At 73.7% G+C, this 21,066-nt stretch carries 18 protein-coding genes; 11 read left to right on the top strand and 7 right to left on the bottom strand.

The features are described 5' to 3' along the window. Positions 1 to 198 precede the first annotated feature (198 nt). Both ACFY30_RS11325 and ACFY30_RS11320 read left to right on the top strand, forming a co-directional pair. Complete coding sequence (locus ACFY30_RS11325) at positions 199 to 1,545, top strand: FAD-dependent oxidoreductase (RefSeq protein ID WP_390844942.1); 1,347 nt, start codon at positions 199 to 201, stop codon at positions 1,543 to 1,545. A gap of 126 nt (positions 1,546 to 1,671) precedes the next feature. Further along, positions 1,672 to 3,030 carry a nucleobase:cation symporter-2 family protein gene (locus ACFY30_RS11320; RefSeq protein WP_390844941.1) on the top strand — a complete coding sequence of 453 codons (1,359 nt, stop codon included), beginning with the start codon at positions 1,672 to 1,674 and terminating at the stop codon, positions 3,028 to 3,030. 327 nt (positions 3,031 to 3,357) lie between these two features. Here the strand turns inward: ACFY30_RS11320 and ACFY30_RS11315 are convergent, their stop codons facing one another. Continuing rightward, positions 3,358 to 4,626: a PHB depolymerase family esterase gene (locus ACFY30_RS11315; protein WP_390844940.1), complete on the bottom strand. Its 1,269-nt coding sequence runs from the start codon at positions 4,624 to 4,626 to the stop codon at positions 3,358 to 3,360. A gap of 324 nt (positions 4,627 to 4,950) precedes the next feature. On the opposite strand from ACFY30_RS11315, the gene ACFY30_RS11310 reads away from it, so the two are divergent. Both ACFY30_RS11310 and ACFY30_RS11305 read left to right on the top strand, forming a co-directional pair. After that, entirely contained in the window at positions 4,951 to 5,928 is a 978-nt protein-coding gene (locus ACFY30_RS11310) for a polysaccharide lyase family 1 protein (protein ID WP_390844939.1), read from the top strand. A 47-nt stretch (positions 5,929 to 5,975) separates the two neighbouring features. Continuing rightward, positions 5,976 to 6,779: a pectate lyase gene (locus ACFY30_RS11305; RefSeq protein WP_390844938.1), complete on the top strand. Its 804-nt coding sequence runs from the start codon at positions 5,976 to 5,978 to the stop codon at positions 6,777 to 6,779. A gap of 105 nt (positions 6,780 to 6,884) precedes the next feature. Here ACFY30_RS11305 and ACFY30_RS11300 read toward each other — a convergent pair whose 3' ends face one another. Further along, complete coding sequence (locus ACFY30_RS11300; RefSeq protein ID WP_390844937.1) at positions 6,885 to 7,673, bottom strand: PaaX family transcriptional regulator C-terminal domain-containing protein; 789 nt, start codon at positions 7,671 to 7,673, stop codon at positions 6,885 to 6,887. A 72-nt stretch (positions 7,674 to 7,745) separates the two neighbouring features. On the opposite strand from ACFY30_RS11300, the gene ACFY30_RS11295 reads away from it, so the two are divergent. After that, positions 7,746 to 9,431 (top strand): acyl-CoA dehydrogenase family protein, encoded by a 1,686-nt coding sequence (locus tag ACFY30_RS11295; RefSeq protein ID WP_390844936.1) that lies wholly within the window; start codon positions 7,746 to 7,748, stop codon positions 9,429 to 9,431. A 463-nt stretch (positions 9,432 to 9,894) separates the two neighbouring features. Here the strand turns inward: ACFY30_RS11295 and ACFY30_RS11290 are convergent, their stop codons facing one another. Continuing rightward, positions 9,895 to 10,479, bottom strand: a complete 585-nt coding sequence (locus ACFY30_RS11290) for a hypothetical protein (RefSeq protein ID WP_390844935.1) — start codon at positions 10,477 to 10,479, stop codon at positions 9,895 to 9,897. A gap of 216 nt (positions 10,480 to 10,695) precedes the next feature. Between ACFY30_RS11290 and ACFY30_RS11285 the strand changes: the two genes are divergently transcribed. From ACFY30_RS11285 to ACFY30_RS11270, 4 genes are all read left to right on the top strand, one after another. Then, the gene (locus ACFY30_RS11285) at positions 10,696 to 11,847 is read left to right on the top strand and encodes a WD40/YVTN/BNR-like repeat-containing protein (RefSeq protein ID WP_390844934.1); all 1,152 of its coding nucleotides are present in this window, start codon (positions 10,696 to 10,698) and stop codon (positions 11,845 to 11,847) included. A gap of 73 nt (positions 11,848 to 11,920) precedes the next feature. Continuing rightward, positions 11,921 to 12,598: a uracil-DNA glycosylase gene (locus tag ACFY30_RS11280; RefSeq protein WP_390844933.1), complete on the top strand. Its 678-nt coding sequence runs from the start codon at positions 11,921 to 11,923 to the stop codon at positions 12,596 to 12,598. Continuing rightward, a complete protein-coding gene (locus ACFY30_RS11275) occupies positions 12,595 to 13,584 on the top strand; it encodes an N-acetylglucosamine kinase (protein WP_390844932.1) in 990 nt (329 codons plus the stop codon). Before ACFY30_RS11280 ends, ACFY30_RS11275 begins: the two co-directional genes overlap by 4 nt. A 202-nt stretch (positions 13,585 to 13,786) precedes the next feature. Beyond that, entirely contained in the window at positions 13,787 to 14,710 is a 924-nt protein-coding gene (locus ACFY30_RS11270; protein WP_390844931.1) for a sirohydrochlorin chelatase, read from the top strand. Positions 14,711 to 14,854: 144 nt separating this feature from the next. Here the strand turns inward: ACFY30_RS11270 and ACFY30_RS11265 are convergent, their stop codons facing one another. The 4 genes from ACFY30_RS11265 to ACFY30_RS11250 all read right to left on the bottom strand — a co-directional run bounded on the left by ACFY30_RS11265 (position 14,855) and on the right by ACFY30_RS11250 (position 19,008). Beyond that, positions 14,855 to 15,901, bottom strand: coding sequence for a lactonase family protein (locus tag ACFY30_RS11265; protein ID WP_390844930.1), 1,047 nt, complete (start codon positions 15,899 to 15,901; stop codon positions 14,855 to 14,857). Positions 15,902 to 15,983: 82 nt separating this feature from the next. After that, the gene (locus ACFY30_RS11260; protein ID WP_390844929.1) at positions 15,984 to 17,477 is read right to left on the bottom strand and encodes an FUSC family protein; all 1,494 of its coding nucleotides are present in this window, start codon (positions 17,475 to 17,477) and stop codon (positions 15,984 to 15,986) included. Between the two features lie 188 nt (positions 17,478 to 17,665). Next, positions 17,666 to 18,316, bottom strand: coding sequence for a phosphoribosyltransferase (locus tag ACFY30_RS11255; protein WP_390844928.1), 651 nt, complete (start codon positions 18,314 to 18,316; stop codon positions 17,666 to 17,668). 41 nt (positions 18,317 to 18,357) lie between these two features. After that, positions 18,358 to 19,008 carry a dienelactone hydrolase family protein gene (locus ACFY30_RS11250; protein WP_390845275.1) on the bottom strand — a complete coding sequence of 217 codons (651 nt, stop codon included), beginning with the start codon at positions 19,006 to 19,008 and terminating at the stop codon, positions 18,358 to 18,360. A gap of 177 nt (positions 19,009 to 19,185) precedes the next feature. Here ACFY30_RS11250 and ACFY30_RS11245 point away from each other — a divergent pair, with 177 nt between their 5' ends. Together ACFY30_RS11245 and ACFY30_RS11240 are read left to right on the top strand one after the other, a co-directional pair. Beyond that, positions 19,186 to 19,641, top strand: coding sequence for an archease (locus ACFY30_RS11245; RefSeq protein ID WP_390844927.1), 456 nt, complete (start codon positions 19,186 to 19,188; stop codon positions 19,639 to 19,641). Positions 19,642 to 19,923: 282 nt separating this feature from the next. Next, the gene (locus tag ACFY30_RS11240) at positions 19,924 to 21,060 is read left to right on the top strand and encodes a CapA family protein (RefSeq protein ID WP_390844926.1); all 1,137 of its coding nucleotides are present in this window, start codon (positions 19,924 to 19,926) and stop codon (positions 21,058 to 21,060) included. The last annotated feature ends 6 nt before the right edge of the window (positions 21,061 to 21,066 follow it).

Raw genomic sequence — 21,066 nt, 5'->3', positions numbered from 1 at the left:
ACCGCCCCGCCGGCGGCCGCCGCCCGGACGTCGAACCAGGTCACGCTCGCGGCACACCCGGCGCAACCGCCTGACCGCACTCCGTACGGACGGCCACGCACGGGTGTCCACCGCGCGGCACCCTGTCAGCGGAGCACCCACGGTGGGATGCTGGAGGCACCAGCGATCTCCTCCGTCGCGCGGGGAAGGGGTTCCGCCGTGCTGCGTGTCGCCGTCGTCGGCTCCGGGCCGAGTGGGGTCTACACCGCCCAGAGTCTGATCCAGCAGGACCCCGAGGTGCTCGTCGACGTCCTGGACCGGCTGCCGTGTCCGTACGGTCTGGTGCGGTACGGCGTCGCCCCGGACCACGAGAAGATCAAGAGCCTCCAGCAGAACCTGCGCACGGTGCTGGAGGACGAGCGGGTGCGCTTCCTCGGCGGGGTGGAGGTCGGCGCCGGCGGGGTGCCGGTCGCCCGGCTGCGCGAGCTGTACCACGCGGTGGTGTACTGCGTGGGCGCGGCGGCCGACCGCCGGCTGGGCATCCCCGGCGAGGACCTGCCGGGCAGCTGGTCGGCGACGGAGTTCGTGTCCTGGTACAGCGCCCATCCGGACGCCGTCGGCGCCGGCTTCCTCACCGGAGTCCGCTCGGCCGTGGTGGTCGGCGTGGGAAACGTCGCGGTGGACGTGACCCGGATCCTGGCCCGCGGCGCGGCCGAGCTGAGCCCCACCGACATGCCCCAGGCGGCGCTGACCGCGCTCTCCGCGAGCGGGATCACCGAGATCCACATGGTGGGCCGACGCGGTCCCTCCCAGGCCCGGTTCACCACCAAGGAGCTACGGGAACTCGGCGGCCTCCCGGACACCGACATGATCGTGGACGAGGCGGAACTGGCGCTCGACGCGGCGTACGCCGACCCGTCCGGACTGCCGGCGGCACAGCGCCGCAACGTGGAGGTGCTGCGCGGCTGGACGGCTCTGCCGCGGCGGGACGCCCGGCGGCGGATCCGGCTCCGCTTCTTCCTGCGGCCCGTCGAACTGCTCGCCGGCAAAGGCCGGGTGGGCGCGGTGCGCTTCGAGCGGACCGCGCCCGACGGGCACGGCGGGATCACCGGCACCGGCCGGTACGAGGAGATCGAGGCGCAGTTGGTGCTGCGGTCGGTGGGGTACGTCGGGGTGCCGCTGGAGGGCCTGCCGTTCGACCCGGAGCGGGGTACGGTCCCGCATCTCGCCGGGCGGGTGCTGCGTGCCGGCGCGGTCGCGCCGGGCGAGTACGTGGCGGGCTGGATCAAGCGGGGCCCGACCGGGGTCATCGGCTCCAACCGGCCGTGCGCCAAGGAGACGGTGACGTCCCTGCTGGAGGACGCCCCCGTCCTTCTGCAGAAGTCGGTTCCCGAGGATGTGCTGCCGCTGCTGCGGGCCGCCGGGGCCGAGCCGGTCGGCTGGGACGGCTGGCTCGCGATCGAGCGGGCCGAGGCGGAGCTCGGGGCCTCGCTCGGACGGGGTGTGGTGAAGCTGCCGGACTGGGAGGCGCTGCGGGCCGCCCTGGGGCCGGGGACGAGCCGCTGAGCAGGTCACACAGCGGCAACACCGGTGAAATCAACAATCTGTTCAACCACCGTACGGTCTCGTGCTGTCCGGAAGCAGCCGCCCCCGCCCTCTTCCGCCCCTCCCCTCCGCCGCTCTGGAGTGCCCATGGCCACGACCGCGCCCGTTCATCCCGTCGACGAGGTGCCCCCCGCACGGCAGTTGGCCGCCTTCGGTCTGCAGCACGTGCTCGCGATGTACGCGGGCGCGGTGGCCGTGCCGCTGATCGTGGGCGGCGCGATGAAGCTGTCGCCCGCCGACCTGGCGTACCTGATCACGGCCGATCTGCTGGTGTGCGGCATCGCCACACTGATCCAGTGCGTGGGGTTCTGGCGCTTCGGTGTGCGGTTGCCGATCATGCAGGGCTGTACGTTCGCGGCCGTGTCGCCGATGGTGCTGATCGGGACGACCGGCGGCGGACTCCCCGCAATCTACGGGTCGGTGATCGTGGCGGGACTCGCGATCGTGCTGCTCGCGCCGCTGTTCGGCAGGCTGCTGAGGTTCTTCCCGCCGCTCGTCACGGGGACGGTGATCCTGGTCATCGGCCTCTCACTGCTGCCGGTCGCCGGCAACTGGGCGGCGGGCGGGGCCGGTTCGAAGGACTTCGGAGATCCGGAGAACCTCGCGCTGGCCGCCTTCGTCCTCGCGGTGGTGCTGGGTGTGCAGCGGTTCGCGCCCGTGTTCCTGAGCCGGATCGCGGTCCTGATCGGGATCGTGGTGGGGCTCGCGGTCGCCGTGCCGTCCGGCTTCACGGACTTCAGCGGGGTCGGTGACGCCGGCTGGCTGGGGATCAGCACGCCGTTCCACTTCGGCGCGCCGACGTTCGAGGCGTCGGCGATCGTCTCGATGCTGGTCGTGGCGCTGGTGACGATGACCGAGACGACCGGTGACCTGATCGCGGTCGGGGAGATGACGGGGCGCGGGGTCGAACCGCGTTCGCTCTCCGACGGGCTGCGCGCCGACGGCCTCTCCACCGTCCTGGGCGGCGTCTTCAACACCTTCCCGTACACGGCGTACGCGCAGAACGTCGGCCTGGTCGGCATGACCCGGGTGCGCAGCCGCTGGGTCGTGGCCTGCGCCGGCGGCATCCTCGTCCTGCTCGGTCTGCTGCCCAAGCTGGGCGCGGTGGTGGCGGCCGTTCCGGCGCCGGTCCTCGGCGGTGCGGGTCTGGTGATGTTCGGGACGGTGGCGGCGAGCGGTCTGCGGACCCTGGCCGAGGTCGACTTCAAGGGCAACCACAACCTCACCGTGGTGGCGGTGTCGGTGGCGATGGGCCTGCTGCCGGTCGGCGTGCCGACGATCTACGCGAAGTTCCCTGACTGGTTCCAGACGGTGATGAACAGCGGCATCAGCGCGGGCTGCGTGACGGCGATCGTCCTCAACCTGCTCTTCAACCACCTTCCGGTGAGGGCACCTTCGGGGCCGGAGGCCGGCGCACCGCGGCAGTCCCGGGAAGAGGTCGTCTAGGGCCTGTGGCGACAGTGGCGCCGTCGCCCGTAGGGCGGCCGGGGCCCCCGCGGCGAGTGGGAGTGCCTTCCCCGCCGTCGGCCGGCCGGGGCTTCCCGCGTTGCGGCGGGGCGGCAGCCGCACCGGTCGGCCCTCGGGCACGAAGGCACGCGGCGGGGTCTCGGTCCGTTCGTCCCCGGTGCCGTGGTCCTCTGCCGGCCGGGGTGCGGCGGCCTCGCGTGTCGGTCCTCTCGCGCCGGTTCGAGTTCCGCGGGTGGCCGCGGCCCCGGCCACCCGCGGAACTCGAACCGCCGGGCCCCGACCCGCCGGAACTCGAACCGCCGGGCCTCAACCCGTCGAGCAGGCCGATCCGTTGAGCGTGAAGGCGCCAGGAGCCGCGCTGTTGCCCGTGTGGGTCGCCTGGTAGCCGATGCTGGCGCTCGCGTTGGGCGCGATGCCGCCGTTGTACGACGCGTTCGTCGCGGTCACCGCCCCGGACGCCGGGGTGTACGTGGCGCCCCAGCCGTTGGTGATGGTCTGGCCGGAGGGCAGGGTGAAGGCGAGCTGCCAGCCGTTGACCGCCGTGGAGCCGGTGTTGGTGACGGTCACCGAGGCGGTCAGGCCGGTGCTCCACGCGTTGGTGGTGACGGTCACCCGGCAACTGCCGGGCTGGGGCTGCGGGGTGGGACCCGAGCTGTTCAGACCGAAGAAGGTGAGGACGCGTTCGGCCATGCCCCAGGCGTACAGGTTGTGTCCGACGCCCTGGAGGCTGATCGCCTCGACGGGGGCCTGGTCACCGGTGCCTCCGTAGCGGGTGCGGGTCCAGCCGGAGGCGGGCGAGTCGGTGGCGGCCGGGGTCTGGTTCAGTCCCCGTACGTTGGTCCACTGCTTGATCTCCTCACCGAAGTTGGGATAGCGCAGCACGTCGTCCTCCGTGCCGTGCCAGAGCTGCATCCGCGGCCGGGCGCCGGTGTACCCGGGGTAGGCGGCGCGGGCGATGTCACCCCACTCCTGCGCGGTGTGGATCACGGTGCCGCCCGAGCAGGCGCTGTTCCACTCGGAGCCGTCGGTGGTGGCGAAGCAGCCGAAGGGCACGCCGGAGAAGGCGGCGCCCGCCGCGAAGACGTCCGGGTAGTCGCCGAGCAGGACGTTGGTCATCATGGCGCCGGAGGAGATGCCGGTGGCGTAGACACGGCCGGTGTCGGCGGAGTAGGTGGCGGTCACCCAGTCGATCATCGACTTGATGCCGACGGGGTCGCTGCCGCCGCCCCGCTTGAGCGCCTGGGGCGAGGAGACGTCGAAGCACTTGCTGCTGCGGGTGACGGACGGGTAGATCACGATGTAGCCGTACTGGTCGGCCAGCGTGTCGTACTCGGTGCCGTTGTACATGTCGGGGCCGGATCCGGTGCACCAGTGCACGGCGACGAGGACGGCGGGGTGCGCGGTGACGCTCGCCGGCACGTAGACGTACATCCGCAGACCGCTGGGGTTGGTGCCGAAGCCGGTGACCTCCGTGAGGGTGGCGGTCGGGACGGGTGCCGCGGCCTGCGGGCGGGCCTCGGCGGCGGGGGCGGCGAGAAGGGCTGCGGCGAGCAGGAGCGCGAGGGCTCCTCCCAACGAACGCAGCGTTCTCCGTAAGAAGTCGGACACGCGCCTGTCCCTTTCTGGTGGGGGCTCAGGGGACGTCGTACGTGGAATCCGCCTCGCATGGTGGCATGCACACGCTCACCATGGAAGCGCTCCCACGGCATTCGCGTACGACGGCGCGTTCTGCGCAAGGCGTTGACTAGAAAGCGCTTGCCCTCTACGTTCCGTTCAGCAGTGTGACCGAGCCGCTCACAGAGGCCCCCAAAAGGCCGCACTGCCCCTGCTTCACGTTCCACATGACGTACATCGTTCATACATGCGATCATCCCAGCCCTCCCGAAGGGACGCACCCGCATGCGTACAGGCCCCCCACGTACACAGGCGCAAAGGTCCGCTCTCGTCGCGGCGGCCGCCGCTCTCGCCGCCACGGCGGTGCTCACCCTCCCCCAGCCGGCCGGTGCGGCCGACACCTCACCGGTGGGGTTCGGTGCCGGAACGACCGGCGGCGGGAGCGCCACGGCGGTGACCGTCTCGACGCCGGCCGCGTTCAAGGCGGCGGTGACCGGCAGCACCGCGAAGGTCGTGAAGGTCGACGGCCTCATCACACTGAGCGGTCAGGTCGACATCGGCTCCAACACCACGGTGCTGGGCGTCGGTTCGTCGTCCGGATTCACCGGTGGCGGGCTGCGGCTGAAGAAGGTGACCAACGTCGTCGTCCGGAACCTGAACATCAGCAAGCCGCTCAAGCCCGCCGACGGCATCGAGGTCCAGGCCTCCACCAAGGTGTGGATCGACCACAACTCCTTCTCGGCCGACCGCGATCACGACAAGGACTACTACGACGGTCTGCTGGACATCAACCACGCCTCGGACCACGTGACGGTGTCCTGGAACACCTTCAAGGACCACTTCAAGGGCTCGCTCGTCGGCCACAGCGACAACAACGCCGACGAGGACACCGGCCACTTGAGGGTGACGTACCACCACAACCTGTTCAGCAACGTCTACTCACGCATCCCCAGCCTCCGCTTCGGCACCGGGCACTTCTACGACAACTACGTCGTCGGGGCCGAGACGGCCGTCCACTCGCGCATGGGCGCCCAGATGCTGGTCGAGAACAACGTCTTCCGCTCGACAGCGGTCGCCGTGACCACGAACCGCGACAGCGACGAGGACGGCTACGCCAACCTCACCGGCAACGACCTCGGCGGAGCCGCGACCGAGGTCTCGCAGGTCGGGACGTTCACCAAGCCGCCGTACGGCTACACCGCCGAGCCGGCCTCGTCCGTCGTCGCCTCGGTGACCTCCGGTGCGGGTGCCGGAAAGCTCTGACCGCCCGCGACATCCCCCATCCCCCACCTGGAAGAAGGCATTGGGACATGACTTCACCAGCACGCCCGCGCCGACGGCGCGCCCTGACCGGCGCACTGGCCGCCCTCGGCGTCTCGATCGGCATGATCATGACTTCCGGGGCCCTGACTCCGGCGAGCGCCGCCACCTGGCCGACCGCGACCGGAAGTCAGGCGGTCTCCTCCACCATCTCCCTGTCCGGCACCAAGGACTACGGGATGATCCGCCTCTACGGCACCGGTGACCTGGGCAGCGGCAGCCAGGACGAGGACCAGGGGCCGATCCTGGAGCTGGCCGCCGGCGCGGTCCTCAAGAACGTCATCATCGGCGCTCCCGCCGCCGACGGCATCCACTGCAAGGGCAGTTGCACGCTGCAGAACGTCTGGTGGGAGGACGTCGGCGAGGACGCCGCCACCTTCCGCGGCTCCTCCTCGTCCAACGTGTACACCGTCTCGGGCGGCGGCGCGCGGTCGGCCAGCGACAAGGTGTTCCAGTTCAACGGCGCCGGCACGCTGAACGTCTCGAACTTCGCGGTGCAGAGCTTCGGCACCTTCGTCCGCTCCTGCGGCAACTGCTCGACGCAGTACAAGCGGACGATCAACCTCAACACCATCGAGGCGACCTACTCGGGCAACAAGCTGGTCGGCATCAACACCAACTACGGCGACAGCGCGACCCTGAAGGGGATCACGATCGTCGGGGACAGCAGCAAGAAGATCGTCCCCTGCCAGAAGTACATCGGCAACAACACGGGCGCCGAGCCGACCACGAACGGCTCGGGCCCCGACGGGACCTACTGCAAGTACTCCTCGTCGGACATCACCTACAAGTAGCCCTTCCCCAGCGTCCCCCCACGGAGAAGGCGGCCGTACGAAGCGTCCCCGCACGGCGCTTCGCACGGCCGCCGCCGTTTTCGCACCGTGGCACCGGACACGGCACTAGGACCCGAGCGCCACGCCGACGAGGCCGCGCCGGTGCCGCTCGTACGCGGCGCGCAGGGCGGGGCCCGGCCAGTCGGCGGGCAGCAGTCCCGCGGGCAGCACGGGGTCGGCCAGCAGATGGCGTACGACCGCGGCGAGCGCCGTGAAGCGGTCGGCGGGCCGGGGAGATCGTTCCACCTGGGCCAGCAGAGCCCTGGCCGTGTCCGCCCAGGCGCCGAGCGGCCACAGAGCCGCGGCCAGCTCGCCGGCCGGCGCCGAGGGGCGGGCGGTGTAGTGCTGGAGCACCTGGTCGAGGTCCGCGGGCCAGGGACGGCCCAGATTGGCGGGCCGCAGCCAGACGCCCTCACGGAGCTCGGCGAGCCGCAGGGCCGCCAACCGGGTGCGCAGCTCGGCGCGTTCGGCGGGCCCGCGGCCGGTCGCCGTGATCACGGCCATCTCCCAGTCGCCGTCCCACGCGCGCGTGTCGGGACTCACGGCGTCGTCCTGACGGCGCTGGCGGTCCAGGAGCCGGTCGCTGAGCCGGTAGACGGTGTCCGTCCGCCGCAGGTCGCCGGCGGCCACCATCCGGCTCAGCGCGGCCCGCACGGTCGACCCGCCGACCCCGAAGGGCTCCACCCCGCGCACCAGGTCCCGGGCGGGCAGCTCGGGCGGGTGCGTCCCCAGCAGCAGGCTCAGGACCACCGACCGGGCGGACAGCGGACGCAGCACGACCTGGCCCGCCCCAGGCTCGGGCTCCGCTTCGGGGTCCGGCTCCGGCTCCGGCTCCGCAGATACATCCGTCCGCATGACGTCGTACTGTACGTGCGCCGCAGATGTTGCACTATTGCTACAGCCACAGCGAGAGCGCAACATGGGTGCATGGACTCGACACTCACGCCGTCACCGCCGTACGACACGCAGGACGTGACCGGCACGCACGAAGTGACCAATCAGGCCCCGCCCCTGAGCCCGTACGACGCCTCCGAGGACGCCGCCCTGCTGGAGGGACTGCGCCGGGAGGGCGCGGGGTGGGCGGAGCCGGACGTGCGGCGGCTCGGCCGGCGGGCCGGCGGCGTCGAGGCGCAGGAGTGGGGGGAGCTGGCCAACCGGCACGAGCCCGTGCTGCGCACGCACGACCGGTACGGCCATCGCGTCGACGAGGTCGACTTCCACCCGAGCTGGCACGAGCTGATGCGGGTGGCGGTCGCGGAGGGCCTGGCCGGCGCGCCCTGGGCGGACGACCGGCCCGGCGCCCATGTCGCCCGCACGGCGGGCGGGCTGGTGTGGGGGCACACCGAGGCCGGGCACGGCTGCCCGACCTCGATGACGTACGCGGCCGTCCCCGCCCTGCGCCGGCAGCCGGAGCTCGCGAAGGTGTACGAGCCGCTGCTGACCGGCCGGGAGTACGACCCGGGGCTGCGGGTGCCCACGGACAAGCGCGGACTGCTGGCCGGTATGGGGATGACCGAGAAGCAGGGCGGCTCCGACGTCCGCACCAACACCACCGCGGCCGCCCCCACGGCCGAGCCCGGCGTGTACACGCTGCGCGGGCACAAGTGGTTCACGTCGGCGCCGATGTGCGATCTGTTCCTGGTGCTGGCGCAGGCACCCGGCGGGCTGTCCTGTTTCCTCGTGCCGCGCGTGCTGCCGGACGGCACCCGCAACACGTTCCGCATCCAGCGGCTGAAGGACAAGCTGGGCAACCGCTCCAACGCGTCCTCCGAACCCGAGTTCGAGGGGACCGTGGCCTGGCTGGTGGGGCCCGAGGGGCAGGGGGTGAAGACCATCATCGAGATGGTCAACTGCACCCGCCTGGACTGCGTGATGATGTCGGCGTCGCTGATGCGGAAGACGCTCGTCGAGGCGGGACATCATGTACGGCACCGCAGCGCGTTCGGCGCGCGTCTGCTGGACCAGCCTCTGATGCGCAACGTCCTGGCCGACCTGGCGCTGGAGTCGGAGGCCGCGACCACGCTGACGCTGCGGCTGGCCGGTGCGGCGGACCGGGCGGTGCGCGCGACCGACGGCCGGGAGGAGGAGCAGGCCTTCCGGCGGATTGCCACGGCTGTCGGCAAGTACTGGGTGACCAAGCGGGGTCCGGCCTTCACGGCGGAGGCGCTGGAATGCCTGGGAGGCAACGGTTACGTGGAGGACTCCGGCATGCCCCGGCACTACCGCGAGGCGCCGCTGCTGTCGATCTGGGAGGGCTCGGGCAACGTCAACGCTCTCGACGTACTGCGGGCGCTGACGCGCGAGCCGGGGACGGCGGACGCCCTGTTCGGCGAACTCGCCCTGGCGCGGGGGGCGGACGCCCGGCTGGACGCCGCCGTCGCCGGGCTGAGATCCGAGCTGGGCAGGACGACACCGTCCGGTGCCCGTCGGCTGGTCGAGCGGATGGCGCTCACCCTCCAGGCGTCCCTCCTGGTCCGGCACGCTCCGCCAGCGGTCGCGGACGCCTTCTGCGCGACCCGGCTCGGCGGTGACTGGGGACACGCCTTCGGCACGCTTCCCGACGGCGCCGATGTCGGCGCCATCCTGGAGCGAAGCCTTCCCGCCGCGAACTGACCGGCCCACACGACGGCACGCCGGGGCACAGAACGGCCCCCGGACGCCCGCGCGGCCCGGCCGGGGAGGGAGGGCGAGCGGGCGGCAAGGCGGCGAGCCGACGACGAGAGCGGCCCACGCGAAGAGCCGAGCCGCTGCCGGAGGCCGCTCACGGCCGGGCAGGGCAGGGCAGGTCCGGAGAGGACCCTTCCCGCCGCGAACTGACCGACCCGCACGACGGCACCCCGGGGCACGGAACGGCCCCCGGACGCCCGCGCGGCCCGGCCGCAAAGGGCGAGGGGGCGGCAAGGCGGCGAGCCGACGACGAGAGCGGCCCACGCGAAGAGCCGAGCCGCTGCCGGAGGCCGCTCACGGCCGGGCAGGGCAGGCCCGGATCGGGCATGGCCGGACCCGGCCAGACCGGACAGGGCCAGACCGGGCGGCCAGGGCCGGTCAGGGCAGGGCCGGAGCGGGGCGGTAGTGGTCAGCCCGTAGGGCGTCCCCAGAGCGCGTCGAAGCGGGCCCAGTCGGCGTCCCACTGCTCGATGCGGCGGTGTTCCAGCCGGCCGCGCAGAAGGCGGCCGCCCGCGAAGGGCAGCGCGGCGGCGGCCACCCCCGCCAGGCTGCCGACCAGGGTCGCGCGGAGGCTGGCCTGGGCGGGGGTCGCGGGCTCGGTGACCAGGCGGCCCCGACGGTCCGTCCAGACGGTGACCGGGGTACCGGTGGGGCTGCCGGTCGCGACCCGCACCTGACCCGTGTGGTCGGAGCCGTCCGGGCCGGTCCAGCCGACCTTCGCCCAGACCTGGCCGGCGCCGGAGGAGCCGGACTGCCCCGCGGCCTTCCCGGGCGCCGGTTCGGTCAGCCGGGCCACGAGGGGGCGCCACTCGACGCGTTCCCTGGCCAGCCCGTGCTCGACCGACCCGGCGGCCCCCCATCCCGCCAGGACCCCGGCGAGGACGGTCAGCACCCAGGCACCGAGCACGACCCAGGCCTCCACCGCGTCGGCGCGACGCCTGAGCGGGTTGCGCCGCCAGCGCCACAGCCACACCTTCGGACCACGGAACGCCATCGAAGGCTTCCTCCTCATGAGCGCACGAACATCCTTGGACCGCCCTCCCATACGGGGCGGGCGGTCCGGATACTCAGGGCGAGTCCCTCGTCCCGACGCTCCCATGCGTTCCGCCGCCCCCGCAGGCGTCCGCCCGAAAGTGGCCGACGTCATGCGCCCCGGAGGCGGCGCGACCGCCGTGACCTGCGGTGACCCGCTTCCCGGAGGTGACTGTCAGTGGCTGGGTGCAGACTGGCCGGTGTCTGGGACAAGGACGTCGAGGACACAGCGGAGGAGACCGGCATGACCGAGGTACTGCTCGCCGTGGGCACGCGCAAAGGCCTGTTCATCGGGCGCCGGCGCGGCAGCGCATGGGAGTTCGACGCATCCCCCTACTTCAACGCACAGGCCATCTATTCGGTCGCCGTCGACACCCGGGGTGAGCGCCCGCGGCTGCTGGCCGGCGGTGACAGCGCGCACTGGGGCCCGTCGGTGTTCCACTCCGACGACCTCGGCCGCACCTGGACCGAACCGGCCAAACCCGCCGTCAAGTTCCCGCAGGACACGAAGGCTTCGCTGGAGCGGGTGTGGCAGCTGCACCCTGCGGCGGCCGAGCCCGACGTGGTCTACGCGGGGACGGAGCCGGCCGCGCTGTACCGCTCCGAGGACCGCGGGGAGACGTTCGCCCTGGTCCGCCCGCTGTGGGAGCACCCCACGCGCGCGAAGTGGGTACCGGGCGGCGGCGGGGAGGGCCTGCACACGATCCTCACCGACCGGCGCGACCCGCGGGCGGTGACGGTGGCCGTGTCCACGGCCGGGGTGTTCCGTTCGACCGACGGCGGGGCGAGCTGGGAGCCCTCCAACTCCGGTGTCTCGGCGGTGTTCCTGCCCGATCCCCACCCGGAGTTCGGCCAGTGCGTGCACAAGATCGCGCAGGACGCGGCCACCCCGGACCGCCTCTATCTGCAGAACCACTGGGGCGTGTACCGCAGCGACGACGCGGGCGGGCAGTGGACGGACATCGGCGCGGGCCTGCCGTCCACCTTCGGTTTCGCGGCCGCCGCACACCCCCGGCGCGGGGACACGGCGTACGTCTTCCCGATCAACGCCGACGCGGACCGGGTCCCCGCGCAGCGCCGGTGCCGCGTGTTCCGTACGGCGGACGCGGGCGGGAGCTGGGAGCCGCTCACGGCGGGTCTGCCCCAGGAGGACCACTACGGCACCGTGCTGCGCGACGCGTTGTGCACGGACGACGCGGACCCCGCGGGTGTGTACTTCGGCAACCGCAACGGCGAGGTGTTCGCCTCGGCGGACGACGGCGACAGCTGGCAGCAGCTGGCCGCCCACCTGCCCGACGTGCTGTGCGTGCGGGCAGCGGTGATCGGATGAGCCGGCCGGGGGGACGGCGGGGCGTCGGCCACCGGTTGATCGCCGCTGCGCGTACGGCAGTAGGGTGACGCCCGTGGCACCACGACCCTTGCATGAAATCGTCGAACCGGGCTGGGCGAAGGCCCTGGAGCCCGTGGCCGGACGGATCGCCGAGATGGGCGACTTCCTGCGCGCGGAGATCGCCGCCGGACGCACCTACCTCCCGGCCGGACAGAACGTTCTGCGGGCCTTCCAGCAGCCCTTCGACGACGTCCGCGTCCTGATCGTCGGACAGGACCCCTACCCCACGCCCGGACACGCGGTGGGACTGTCGTTCTCGGTCGCGCCGGACGTGCGGCCGCTGCCCGGCAGTCTGATCAACATCTACCGGGAGCTGACCTCCGACCTGGGCCTGCCCCAGCCCTCCAACGGCGATCTGACGCCGTGGACGCGGCAGGGCGTGCTGCTGCTCAACAGGGCACTCACCACGGCTCCGCGCAAACCGACCGCGCACCGGAACAAGGGCTGGGAGGAGGTCACCGAGCAGGCGATACGGGCGCTGGCGGCGCGCGGCAAGCCGCTGGTGTCCATCCTGTGGGGCCGGGACGCCCGCAACCTGCGTCCGCTGCTGGGCGATCTGCCCTCGGTGGAGTCCGCGCACCCCTCCCCCATGTCGGCGGACCGCGGCTTCTTCGGGTCGCGGCCGTTCAGCAGGGCCAACGACCTGCTGATCCGGCAGGGGGGCCAGCCCGTGGACTGGCGCCTGCCGTGACGTTCCCCGCGGACCCGGAGCACGGCCACGGCATCCTCGCCGTGGACTCGGGAGGCTCCGGTCTGCGGGTCGCCGTGGGCACCGCGGCACGGGGTGCGCGGGCCGAGCGGTCCTCGCGGTCACCGGTGCGCACCGGTGACCGGGGCATCGACCCCGGACATCTGCTGGGGCAACTGGTGCCGATGGTACGGGCGTTGACGGCGGAGACGGGGATCGGGCGGCTGAGCACGGCGGCGGTGGGCGCGGCCGGGATGAGCGGCCTGGGCGACGCGCTGAGGGAAGAGCTTCCGGACGCTCTGGCACGGGAGTTCGGGATCCGGACGACCGCGCTGGCCGCCGACGCCGTGACCGCGTACACCGGCGCCCTCGGCGTACGGGCGGGTGCCGTGGTCGCCGCCGGCACCGGTCTGATCGCGGTCGGCACGGATCTGACGGCATGGCACCGGGCGGACGGCTGGGGCCATCTGCTGGGCGACTGCGGCAGCGGAGCCTGGATCGGGCGGGCGGGCCTCGAGGCCGCGCTGCGCGCGTACGACGGGCGGCCGGGCGGCTCGGTGCGGCTTCTGGGGTGCGCCGAGAGCCGGTTCGGGCCGATGCGGGGGCTGCCGGGCCTGCTCTACCCGCGCCCGGACCGGGCGGCCGTCCTCGCCTCCTTCGCACCCGAGGTGGCCGCGTGCGCCGGGCACGACCCGGTGGCCGGGGGCATCCTGCGGGCGGCGGCCCGGCACCTGGCCGAGTCGGCGGCCGCCGTCTGCCCGCGGGACGATGAGCCCCCGTTCGCGCTCACCGGCGGCCTGGTGAAGCTGGGCGAACCGCTCCTGGGACCGCTCGCGGAGGAGTTGGCGCAGCGGCTGCCGCATGCGCGGCGGGTGGACGCCGCGGGGGATCCGCTGCGCGGCGCGGTGCGGATCGCCGCCGGGCTGGCGGTGGACCGTCTCGCCCTGCCGGCCGACGGGGCGCTGCTGTCGGTGGTGCGCCGCACGTAGGAGGAGTACGGAGGGAAGCGTACGACAGGAGTCGTACAGCGTCACTCAAAAGAGGGATTGTTCTCTTCGAGGGCAAGTCGCCCGAAAAACACGCTGATCACTTCTGATCCGTACGTAACTCATCAGACAAAACCGGACGGATACCGCTCACCTGCACCCTCCCCGAACAGGGGAGCCCAGGAAACAAGTAACATGCGGCGCCATGAGCTCCCCCACTGGGCCCGCGTCCGGCCTGCCAGTACGAATGCCGCGCCCCCGCCAGCCCGGGCGGCACCGCCGACCCGAGCCGTTGGCGGCTCCCGAGGGCGCGCCCGCGCTCGTCCTCGCGGTACCGGGTACGCCGAGCGCCGCCACCCGCGGCCTCGCCGAGGAGGTCGTGAGCATCGCCCGCTCCGAGCTCCCCGGTCTCGACGCGCGCATCGGCTACCTGGACGGGGACGACAGCGAGTTCCCCGCCCTGCAGTCCGTCCTCGCGCACGCCTCCGAGGAGCGCACGGCCCGCTACGAGCAGGCACGCGCCGCCGGTCTGGACGTCAAGGAGCCCGACGGCCCGGTCGCCGTCGTCGTGCCGCTGCTGGCCGGGCCCGACAGCGCGCTGCTGCGTCAGCTCCGCCAGGCCGTCATGGAGAGCCGGGTCGCCGCCGACCTGACCGACGTCCTCGGCCCGCACCCGCTGCTCGCCGAGGCGCTGCACGTGCGGCTGTCCGAGGCCGGTCTGGCCCGCGCCGACCGCGCCCGGCTGTTCACCGTGGCGACGGCCGCGGACGGCATCATCCTCGCCTCTGTGGGCGGCGAGGAGGCCGTGCAGGCCGCCGGGATCACCGGCATGCTGCTCGCCGCGCGGCTGGCCGTGCCGGTGATGGCCGCCGCCCTCGACCAGGAGGGTTCGATCTCCTCCGTGGCCGAGCAGCTGCGATCCTCCGGCTCGCAGCAGCTGGCGCTGGCGCCCTACCTGATCGGCCCGGAGATCGACGCCGCGCTGATCGAGGAGGCCGCCAAGGAAGCGGGCTGCGCCGCCGCCGAGGCGCTCGGCCCGTACCCGGCGATCGGCAAGCTCGCGCTGGCCAAGTACACGAACGCCCTGGGCATCGTCCCCCAGCAGGCGCAGGGCGCACCGGTGCGCTGACCGGCCGGCCGTCAAGGACGCCGTACACCGCGAAGGGCCCGCTCCCGTGGAGGAGCGGGCCCTTCGCCGTGCCGGGCCCCGCCGGGGCCTCGCCGGCACCGGAGGCCCGCTCGACCGCCTGCCGTGCGCCCGGCCACGCCGGTGTCAGCCGAGGACCACGCAGGAGGCGGCCGGCAGCGGCAGGGAGCCGGCGGGGCGGGGAAGGCCGGTGGCGGGGTCGACGGTGAACCAGGTGACGTCGCCGGAGCGCTCGTTCGCGACGTAGAGGACGGTGCCGCGGGCGGAGAGGGTGAGGGCCCTCGGCCAGTGGCCCGCGCAGGGGACCGTGCCGATCAGCCGGAGCGCGTCGCCCTCCCCCTGCACGGCGAACACGGAGAGCACGTCCTCGCCGCGGGTGGCGATCCACAGGAAGCGGCCGTCGGGCGCGACGGCGATGCCCGAGGGGTAGGCGTCCCCGGCAGGGGCGCCGGGCAGGACCGCGGCCTCCGCCAGGGGCTTCAGGGAGCCGTCGAGGGCCTCCCAGCGGCAGACGGTGACGGTCGGGGTGAGTTCGTTGACGACGTACGCGTACGAGCCGTTCGGATGGAAGGCGAGGTGACGCGGACCGGAGCCGGGGCGCAGCGCGTGCTCGCGGTGCAGTTCGGGGATGCCGTCGCGCAGGGCGCACACCCGCACCGAGTCCGTTCCGAGGTCCACGCTGACGGCCCAGCGCCCGCTGGGGTCGGGCTGCACGTGGTGGGCGTGCGGCCGCTGCTGACGCCGGGTGTGCGGGCCGGACCCGGCGTGGTGGAGCACCCCGGAGGCGGTCCGGGCGAGGCCGCCGTCCGCGCGGACCGGGACGGCGGTGACGCTGCCGGAGCCGTAGTTGGCGGTCAGGACGTGCCCGTCGAACACCGCCAGGTGGGTGGGGCCGCTGCCGTCGACCGACACCGGCGGGCCGGCCGCCTCCGGTACGTCGCCCGTGACGCGGTACGCGGCCACCGCCCCGTCCGTCGTCTCACTGACGGCGTACAGCGTGCCGCCGTCGGCCGACAGGGTCAGACAGGAGGGGTCGGGAAGGCCGTTCAGGCTGTTCAGGGCGGTGAGCGCGCCGCTGTCCCCGTCCACCGCGGCCGTCACGATCCCGGGCCCGCCGGCCGCCGTGAACGAACCGATGAACGCCCGCCGGTTCCGTCCGCCGAGGTCTGCCACCGCTGTCCCCTCTCGGTCGCTGCTGTCCGGGGTGACGGTAACAGTTGATCCGCTCCGGTCTAGACCAGACCCGCGCGAACGGTCACGCTCCGACCAACGGCGAGCCCGGCGGTGTACGCAGCGGCTGGGCCAGCTCCGTCAGGGCGCGCTCCAGGCCGTGGAGGTGGGCCAGCGCGGGCTCGGTGACCGCGGGGCGGTCGACGGGGGCCGCGGCGGCGGACTCTCCGTCGGTCAGGGCCTCCACCGCCGCCTGGACGCGCCAGCAGGCGGCGGCCAGGCGGGCGTCGTGGGAGGCCTCGGGGTCGGCGGCGACGGCGACCAGCCCCCGGCTCTCGCGGGCGCAGGCGTCCAGCAGGGTCAGCACCTGGCGGGCGCGCCGCTTGCGGCCGAGCATCGGGTTCAGCGGGTGTACGAGCGGGGCCACGGCGAGCCGTACCCGGCCGAGGAGTTGCTCCAGTTCGGCGACGCGTGCCGCGGGGTCGGCGGCCGGGTCGCCCGCGAGGCGTGCGGCGGCCTCCGCGGTGCAGGCGTGCACACAGCGCAGGGCCCGCTGGATCCAGGCGTCGGTGACGGTGTGGGTGGTGACCGGCAGGACGAACAGCACGGCCAGCGCGGCGCCGAGCGCGCCCACGCCGGTCTCGGTGAGCCGCAGCGCCAGCAGCCCGGGGGTGAGGACGCCGAGGAGGCCGTAGAGGAGTTCGGCGAGCAGGGTCACCCAGAGCATCATCCAGGTGTAGGAGACCGCGGCCGTGTAGAAGACGCCGAAGACGCAGACGGCGGTCAGGGCGGCCGTGGGGACGGGCGCGCCGTTCACTGGGACCGCGACCAGCAGGCCGAGTCCGATGCCGATCACCGTGCCGAGGACCCGCCGGAAGCCGCGCACCAGGGTCTCGCCGCGCGAGGCGGTGTTGACGAAGATCCACCAGGTGGCGCCGACGGCCCAGTACCAGCGCTGCCCGGACACCAGCTGGCCCACGACGAGGGCGAAGCCCGCGCCGGCCGTGGCCTGGACGGCCTGGCGGGTCGTGACGCGCGCCAGGCCCCGGCCGCCCGGCGGGGCGGGCACCGGCGCCGGGGGCAGCCGGCGCTCGTAGCACCAGGCGCCGAACCGCACGGCCGCCGCGGCGAGCAGGGACAGCGCGACGGAGGCGCACAGCTCGGGGAGCCGTGCGGTCGTGGCGTGCAGGAACTGGGCGACGAAGAACATCATGAACGCGAACACGCCCAGGCTGTGCCCGCGCGGCCCCCAGCGGCGGGCGTACACGCCGACGCCGATGACGGCCAGGAAGGTGAGGTCGCGGGCGACGGGGTGGTCGTGCAGGACGGCCGCCGCGCCGAGGACGGGCAGGCCCACGGCGGGGAGCAGCGCGGTGGTGACGGCCTGGCCGCGCACCGTGGCGTCCATGACGGTGAACAGGGCGAGCAGGGCCGCGAGGCCGCCCGTGACGACTCCGGGCAGCGTGTGACCGGCCAGGCCGCACACCACGACGGCCGACGCGATGCCCAGGACGGCCCGGGCGGCGAAGCGCAACCGCGTCCGCCCCGGGTCCGGAGCCGTGAACACCTTCTTCAGCACTGTTTCCCACCCCTGCCGGACGTCCGCACGAAAAAGGCGCCGCGGTGATCCGCAGCGCCATCGACATGTCCATAGGAACATCCGTGCGGCAGATGGTTCAACAGGCTCCGCGAGCACTGGGCCAATGGCTCAATGACGGCCGGGCAGGATCCGCCGACAGGGTGCCAACGGACCACCGGCACGACGGCTCAGCGTCCGGCCGCCGTGTGCAGCGCCCGGAGCACGTCGGCGTCGGTGAGCTGCTCGAAGTCGTCGTACCAGAGACCGACGGCCATGAAGGCGGCCGGCTGGTACAGGCAGATCACGTCGTCCGCCTCGGGCCGCAGCAGGCTCACCGCCTCCGGGGAGCCGACCGGCACGGCCAGGACCGTGCGGCGGGGCGAGGCACGCCGCAGGGAGCGCAGTGCGGCGCGGGCGGTGCCACCGGTGGCGAGCCCGTCGTCGACCACGATCGCGGTGCGCCCGCGCAGCTCGGGGGCGGGCCGCCCCTCGCGGTAGAGCCGCTCGCGACGGTGGAGCTCGGTGCGCTCCCGCTGCACCACCACGGCGAGATCGCGCTCGGTGAGGCCCAGCCGGCCGAGGGCGTCCTCGTCGAAGAGCGGGTCCTCGTCGCCGACGAGCGCGCCCACACCGAACTCCGGCTGGAACGGCGCGCCGATCTTGCGTACGACGAGCACGTCGAGCGGGGCGTCGAGGGCCCGGGCGACCTCCTCGGCCACCGCGGCCCCGCCCCGGGGCAGGGCGAGGACGACGGGGTCGGGCAGCTCGCCCTTGTCCCGCCGGGTCCGCAGCACCTCGGCGAGCTCGCGTCCGGCCTGCCTGCGGTCACGGAACTGCATGGCGACCGACTCTCCTTCCGGTCAGCCCCCTCCGCCTCGGGTCATACGGGCTTCAGACGGTCGTCGCACCAGGCCGTCGCCGCCTCGGCCACCTGCTCCAGCGCCCCTGGCTCCTCGAACAGGTGGGTGGCGCCGGGCACCACGTGCAGGGAGTACGGCACCCGCAGCCGCCGGGCCGCCTCCTCGTTCAGGGCCAGGACCTCCAGGTCCCGGCCGCCCACCACGAGCAGCACCGGCGCCCGTACGCGGTCCAGGGCGGCCTCCGCGAGGTCGGGCCGCCCGCCCCGGGAGATCACGGTCAGCACCCGGTCCGGCCGCTCGGCGGCGGCCACCAGTGCCGCGGCCGCGCCGGTGCTCGCGCCGAACAGGACGACGGGGAGCGCCCGGGTGTCGTGCTGTGCCGCCAGCCAGTCGACGACGGCCATCACACGGCGGCCCAGCAGCGGTATGTCGAAGCGGTGCACGCCCGTCGACGCGTCCTCGCGTTCCTCCTGCTCGGTGAGCAGGTCGATCAGCAGGGTGCCCAGGCCGACGGTGCGCAGCTCGGCGGCGACCATGCGGTTGCGCGGGCTGTGCCGGGAACTGCCGCTGCCGTGGGCGAACAGCACCAGGGCCCGGGCCGGCGTCGGTACGAGGAGGTCACCCGTGAGCGCCGCGCCGTCGACGGGCACGCGGACCAGCTGGGAGATCATCGCCGTCATCCTCTCCCTCGGAAGGGTGCCGGGCACCCCGTGTGCCCCGCCCCGGATGCCGGCTCGGATTCCGGGTATCCAGACTGGCACCGGCCAACCGGGGTACCCGGAGCGGCGACACGACGGATTCGGACGCCCGGGCCGGACACGACGGGCCGGGACTGGTGGTGGCGGGCAATGGTCGGCGACATGGACGACGACCGTCAGGCACGGCGGCAGGGCGGGAGCGGTCACCGGACGGTGCCGCACACCGCCGACATACGCATCGACGCGTGGGGCACGAGCCGTGAGCGCTGTCTGGTGGAGGCGGCCCTGGGGATGGTGGAGTGCTTCGCCGACGTCACGGCGGTGCGGCCCACCGCAGTGGAACGCATCCAGCTCGACGAGGCCGCGGACGACGATCTGCTGACCGCGCTCCTGGACGAGGTCGTCCACCGGCTGGAGGTGCACGGACAGGTGCCCGTCGACCTCGAGGCCGAGGCCACGGACGACGGACTCGACGTACGGCTGGCGGTCGCCGGGTTGACGGACGTGGGGATCGTCGGAGCGGTGCCGCAGGGCGTGGCGTGGCACGACCTGCACTTCGGGCCGGACCCCTACGGGTGGTCCTGCGCGGTGACCGTCGACGTGTGAGGCGACGGGCGAGCGGGCCGGCCGGGTGAGCGGCGCTGGGCCGGCCGCGGTTGGTCGCGGGGCCGGTCAGGCCCGTGCGGGCGAGGGTCGCCACCGCGCGGGCGGCGCCGCGTGCCTTCGGGGTGGGACCGGCGCGGGTCGACCCTCGACCACGCCTGGCGGCACCAGCCGGCACGGGCTCGCGTCCGCCCTTCGGGCTACCCGGCGCGGGGCGCTGCACGCGTGCGACGCGGGTGCAGCCGGCAGGGTTCACGTGTACGCGTACGGGTTTACGGTGGGGACGTGGGCGGCGGTGTGGTGACGCTGTTCCTGTGCGGCGATGTGATGCTCGGGCGCGGCGTCGATCAGATCCTCGCGCATCCGGGCAGTCCTCGGCTGCGGGAGGACTGGGTCGAGGACGCCCGCGAGTACGTCCGGCTGACGGAGACGGTGAACGGACCGGTCCCGGCTCCCGTGGCGCCCTCCTGGCCGTGGGGTGAGGCGCTGCGGGTGCTGGAGGAGAGCGGCCCGGACGTGCGGGTGGTGAACCTGGAGACGTCCGTCACGCGCCGCGAGGGGTTCGCGCCCGGCAAGGCGGTCCACTACCGGATGCACCCGGCCAACCTGCCCGCGCTCACCGTGGCGCGGCCCGATGTCTGCGTGCTGGCCAACAATCATGTGCTGGACTTCGGCCGCCCGGGCCTGGAGGAGACCCTCGGCGTGCTGGCCGGCGCGGGCCTTCGGACGGCGGGTGCGGGGCGCGGGCCCGAGGAGGCCTGTGCGCCCGCGGCGGTGCCCGTCCCGGGCGGCGGCCGGGTGCTCGTGTTCGCCCTGGGGGCGCGCTCCGGCGGCGTCCCGCCCGACTGGGCGGCGACCCCGGGCCTGGCCGGGGTCGCCTATCTGCCCGAACTGTCGGCGGCGACGGCCGCCGCGGTGGTCCGGCACGTGCGCCGGGCCAGGCGGCCGGGTGACCTGGCGGTCGTGTCCGTGCACTGGGGCTCCAACTGGGGCTATCACGTGCCCCGGGACCAGATCCGGTTCGCCCGCGCTCTGATCGACGGCGGGGTCGACCTGGTCCACGGGCACTCCTCCCACCACCCCCGCCCCGTCGAGGTCTACCGCGACCGGCTCGTCCTGCACGGCTGCGGCGACTTCATCGACGACTACGAGGGCATCTCCGGCTACGAGGAGTTCCGCGACGACCTGCGGATCGCCTATCTCGTCCGGCTCGCCGCGGACACGGGCCGGCTGGCGGGCCTGCGCATGGTGCCGCTGCGGGCCCGGCGGATGCGGCTGGAACCCGCGCCGGAGGCGGACCGCGCCTGGCTGCGCGTGACCCTGGACCGGATCAGCCACGGCGTCCGGGTCACCGAGGCTTCCGACGGCACGCTCACCCTGGCGCGGCCCGCCGTGGCGCACGGGGCGGCCACCGGCCGGTGAGTCCGC

The sequence above is a fragment of the Streptomyces sp. NPDC000345 genome, from assembly GCF_042898825.1.
In the GTDB taxonomy this organism is placed as follows: domain Bacteria; phylum Actinomycetota; class Actinomycetes; order Streptomycetales; family Streptomycetaceae; genus Streptomyces.
The sequence above is the reverse complement of the archived record's forward strand: the minus strand, read 5'-3'. Positions and strand labels throughout refer to the sequence as shown.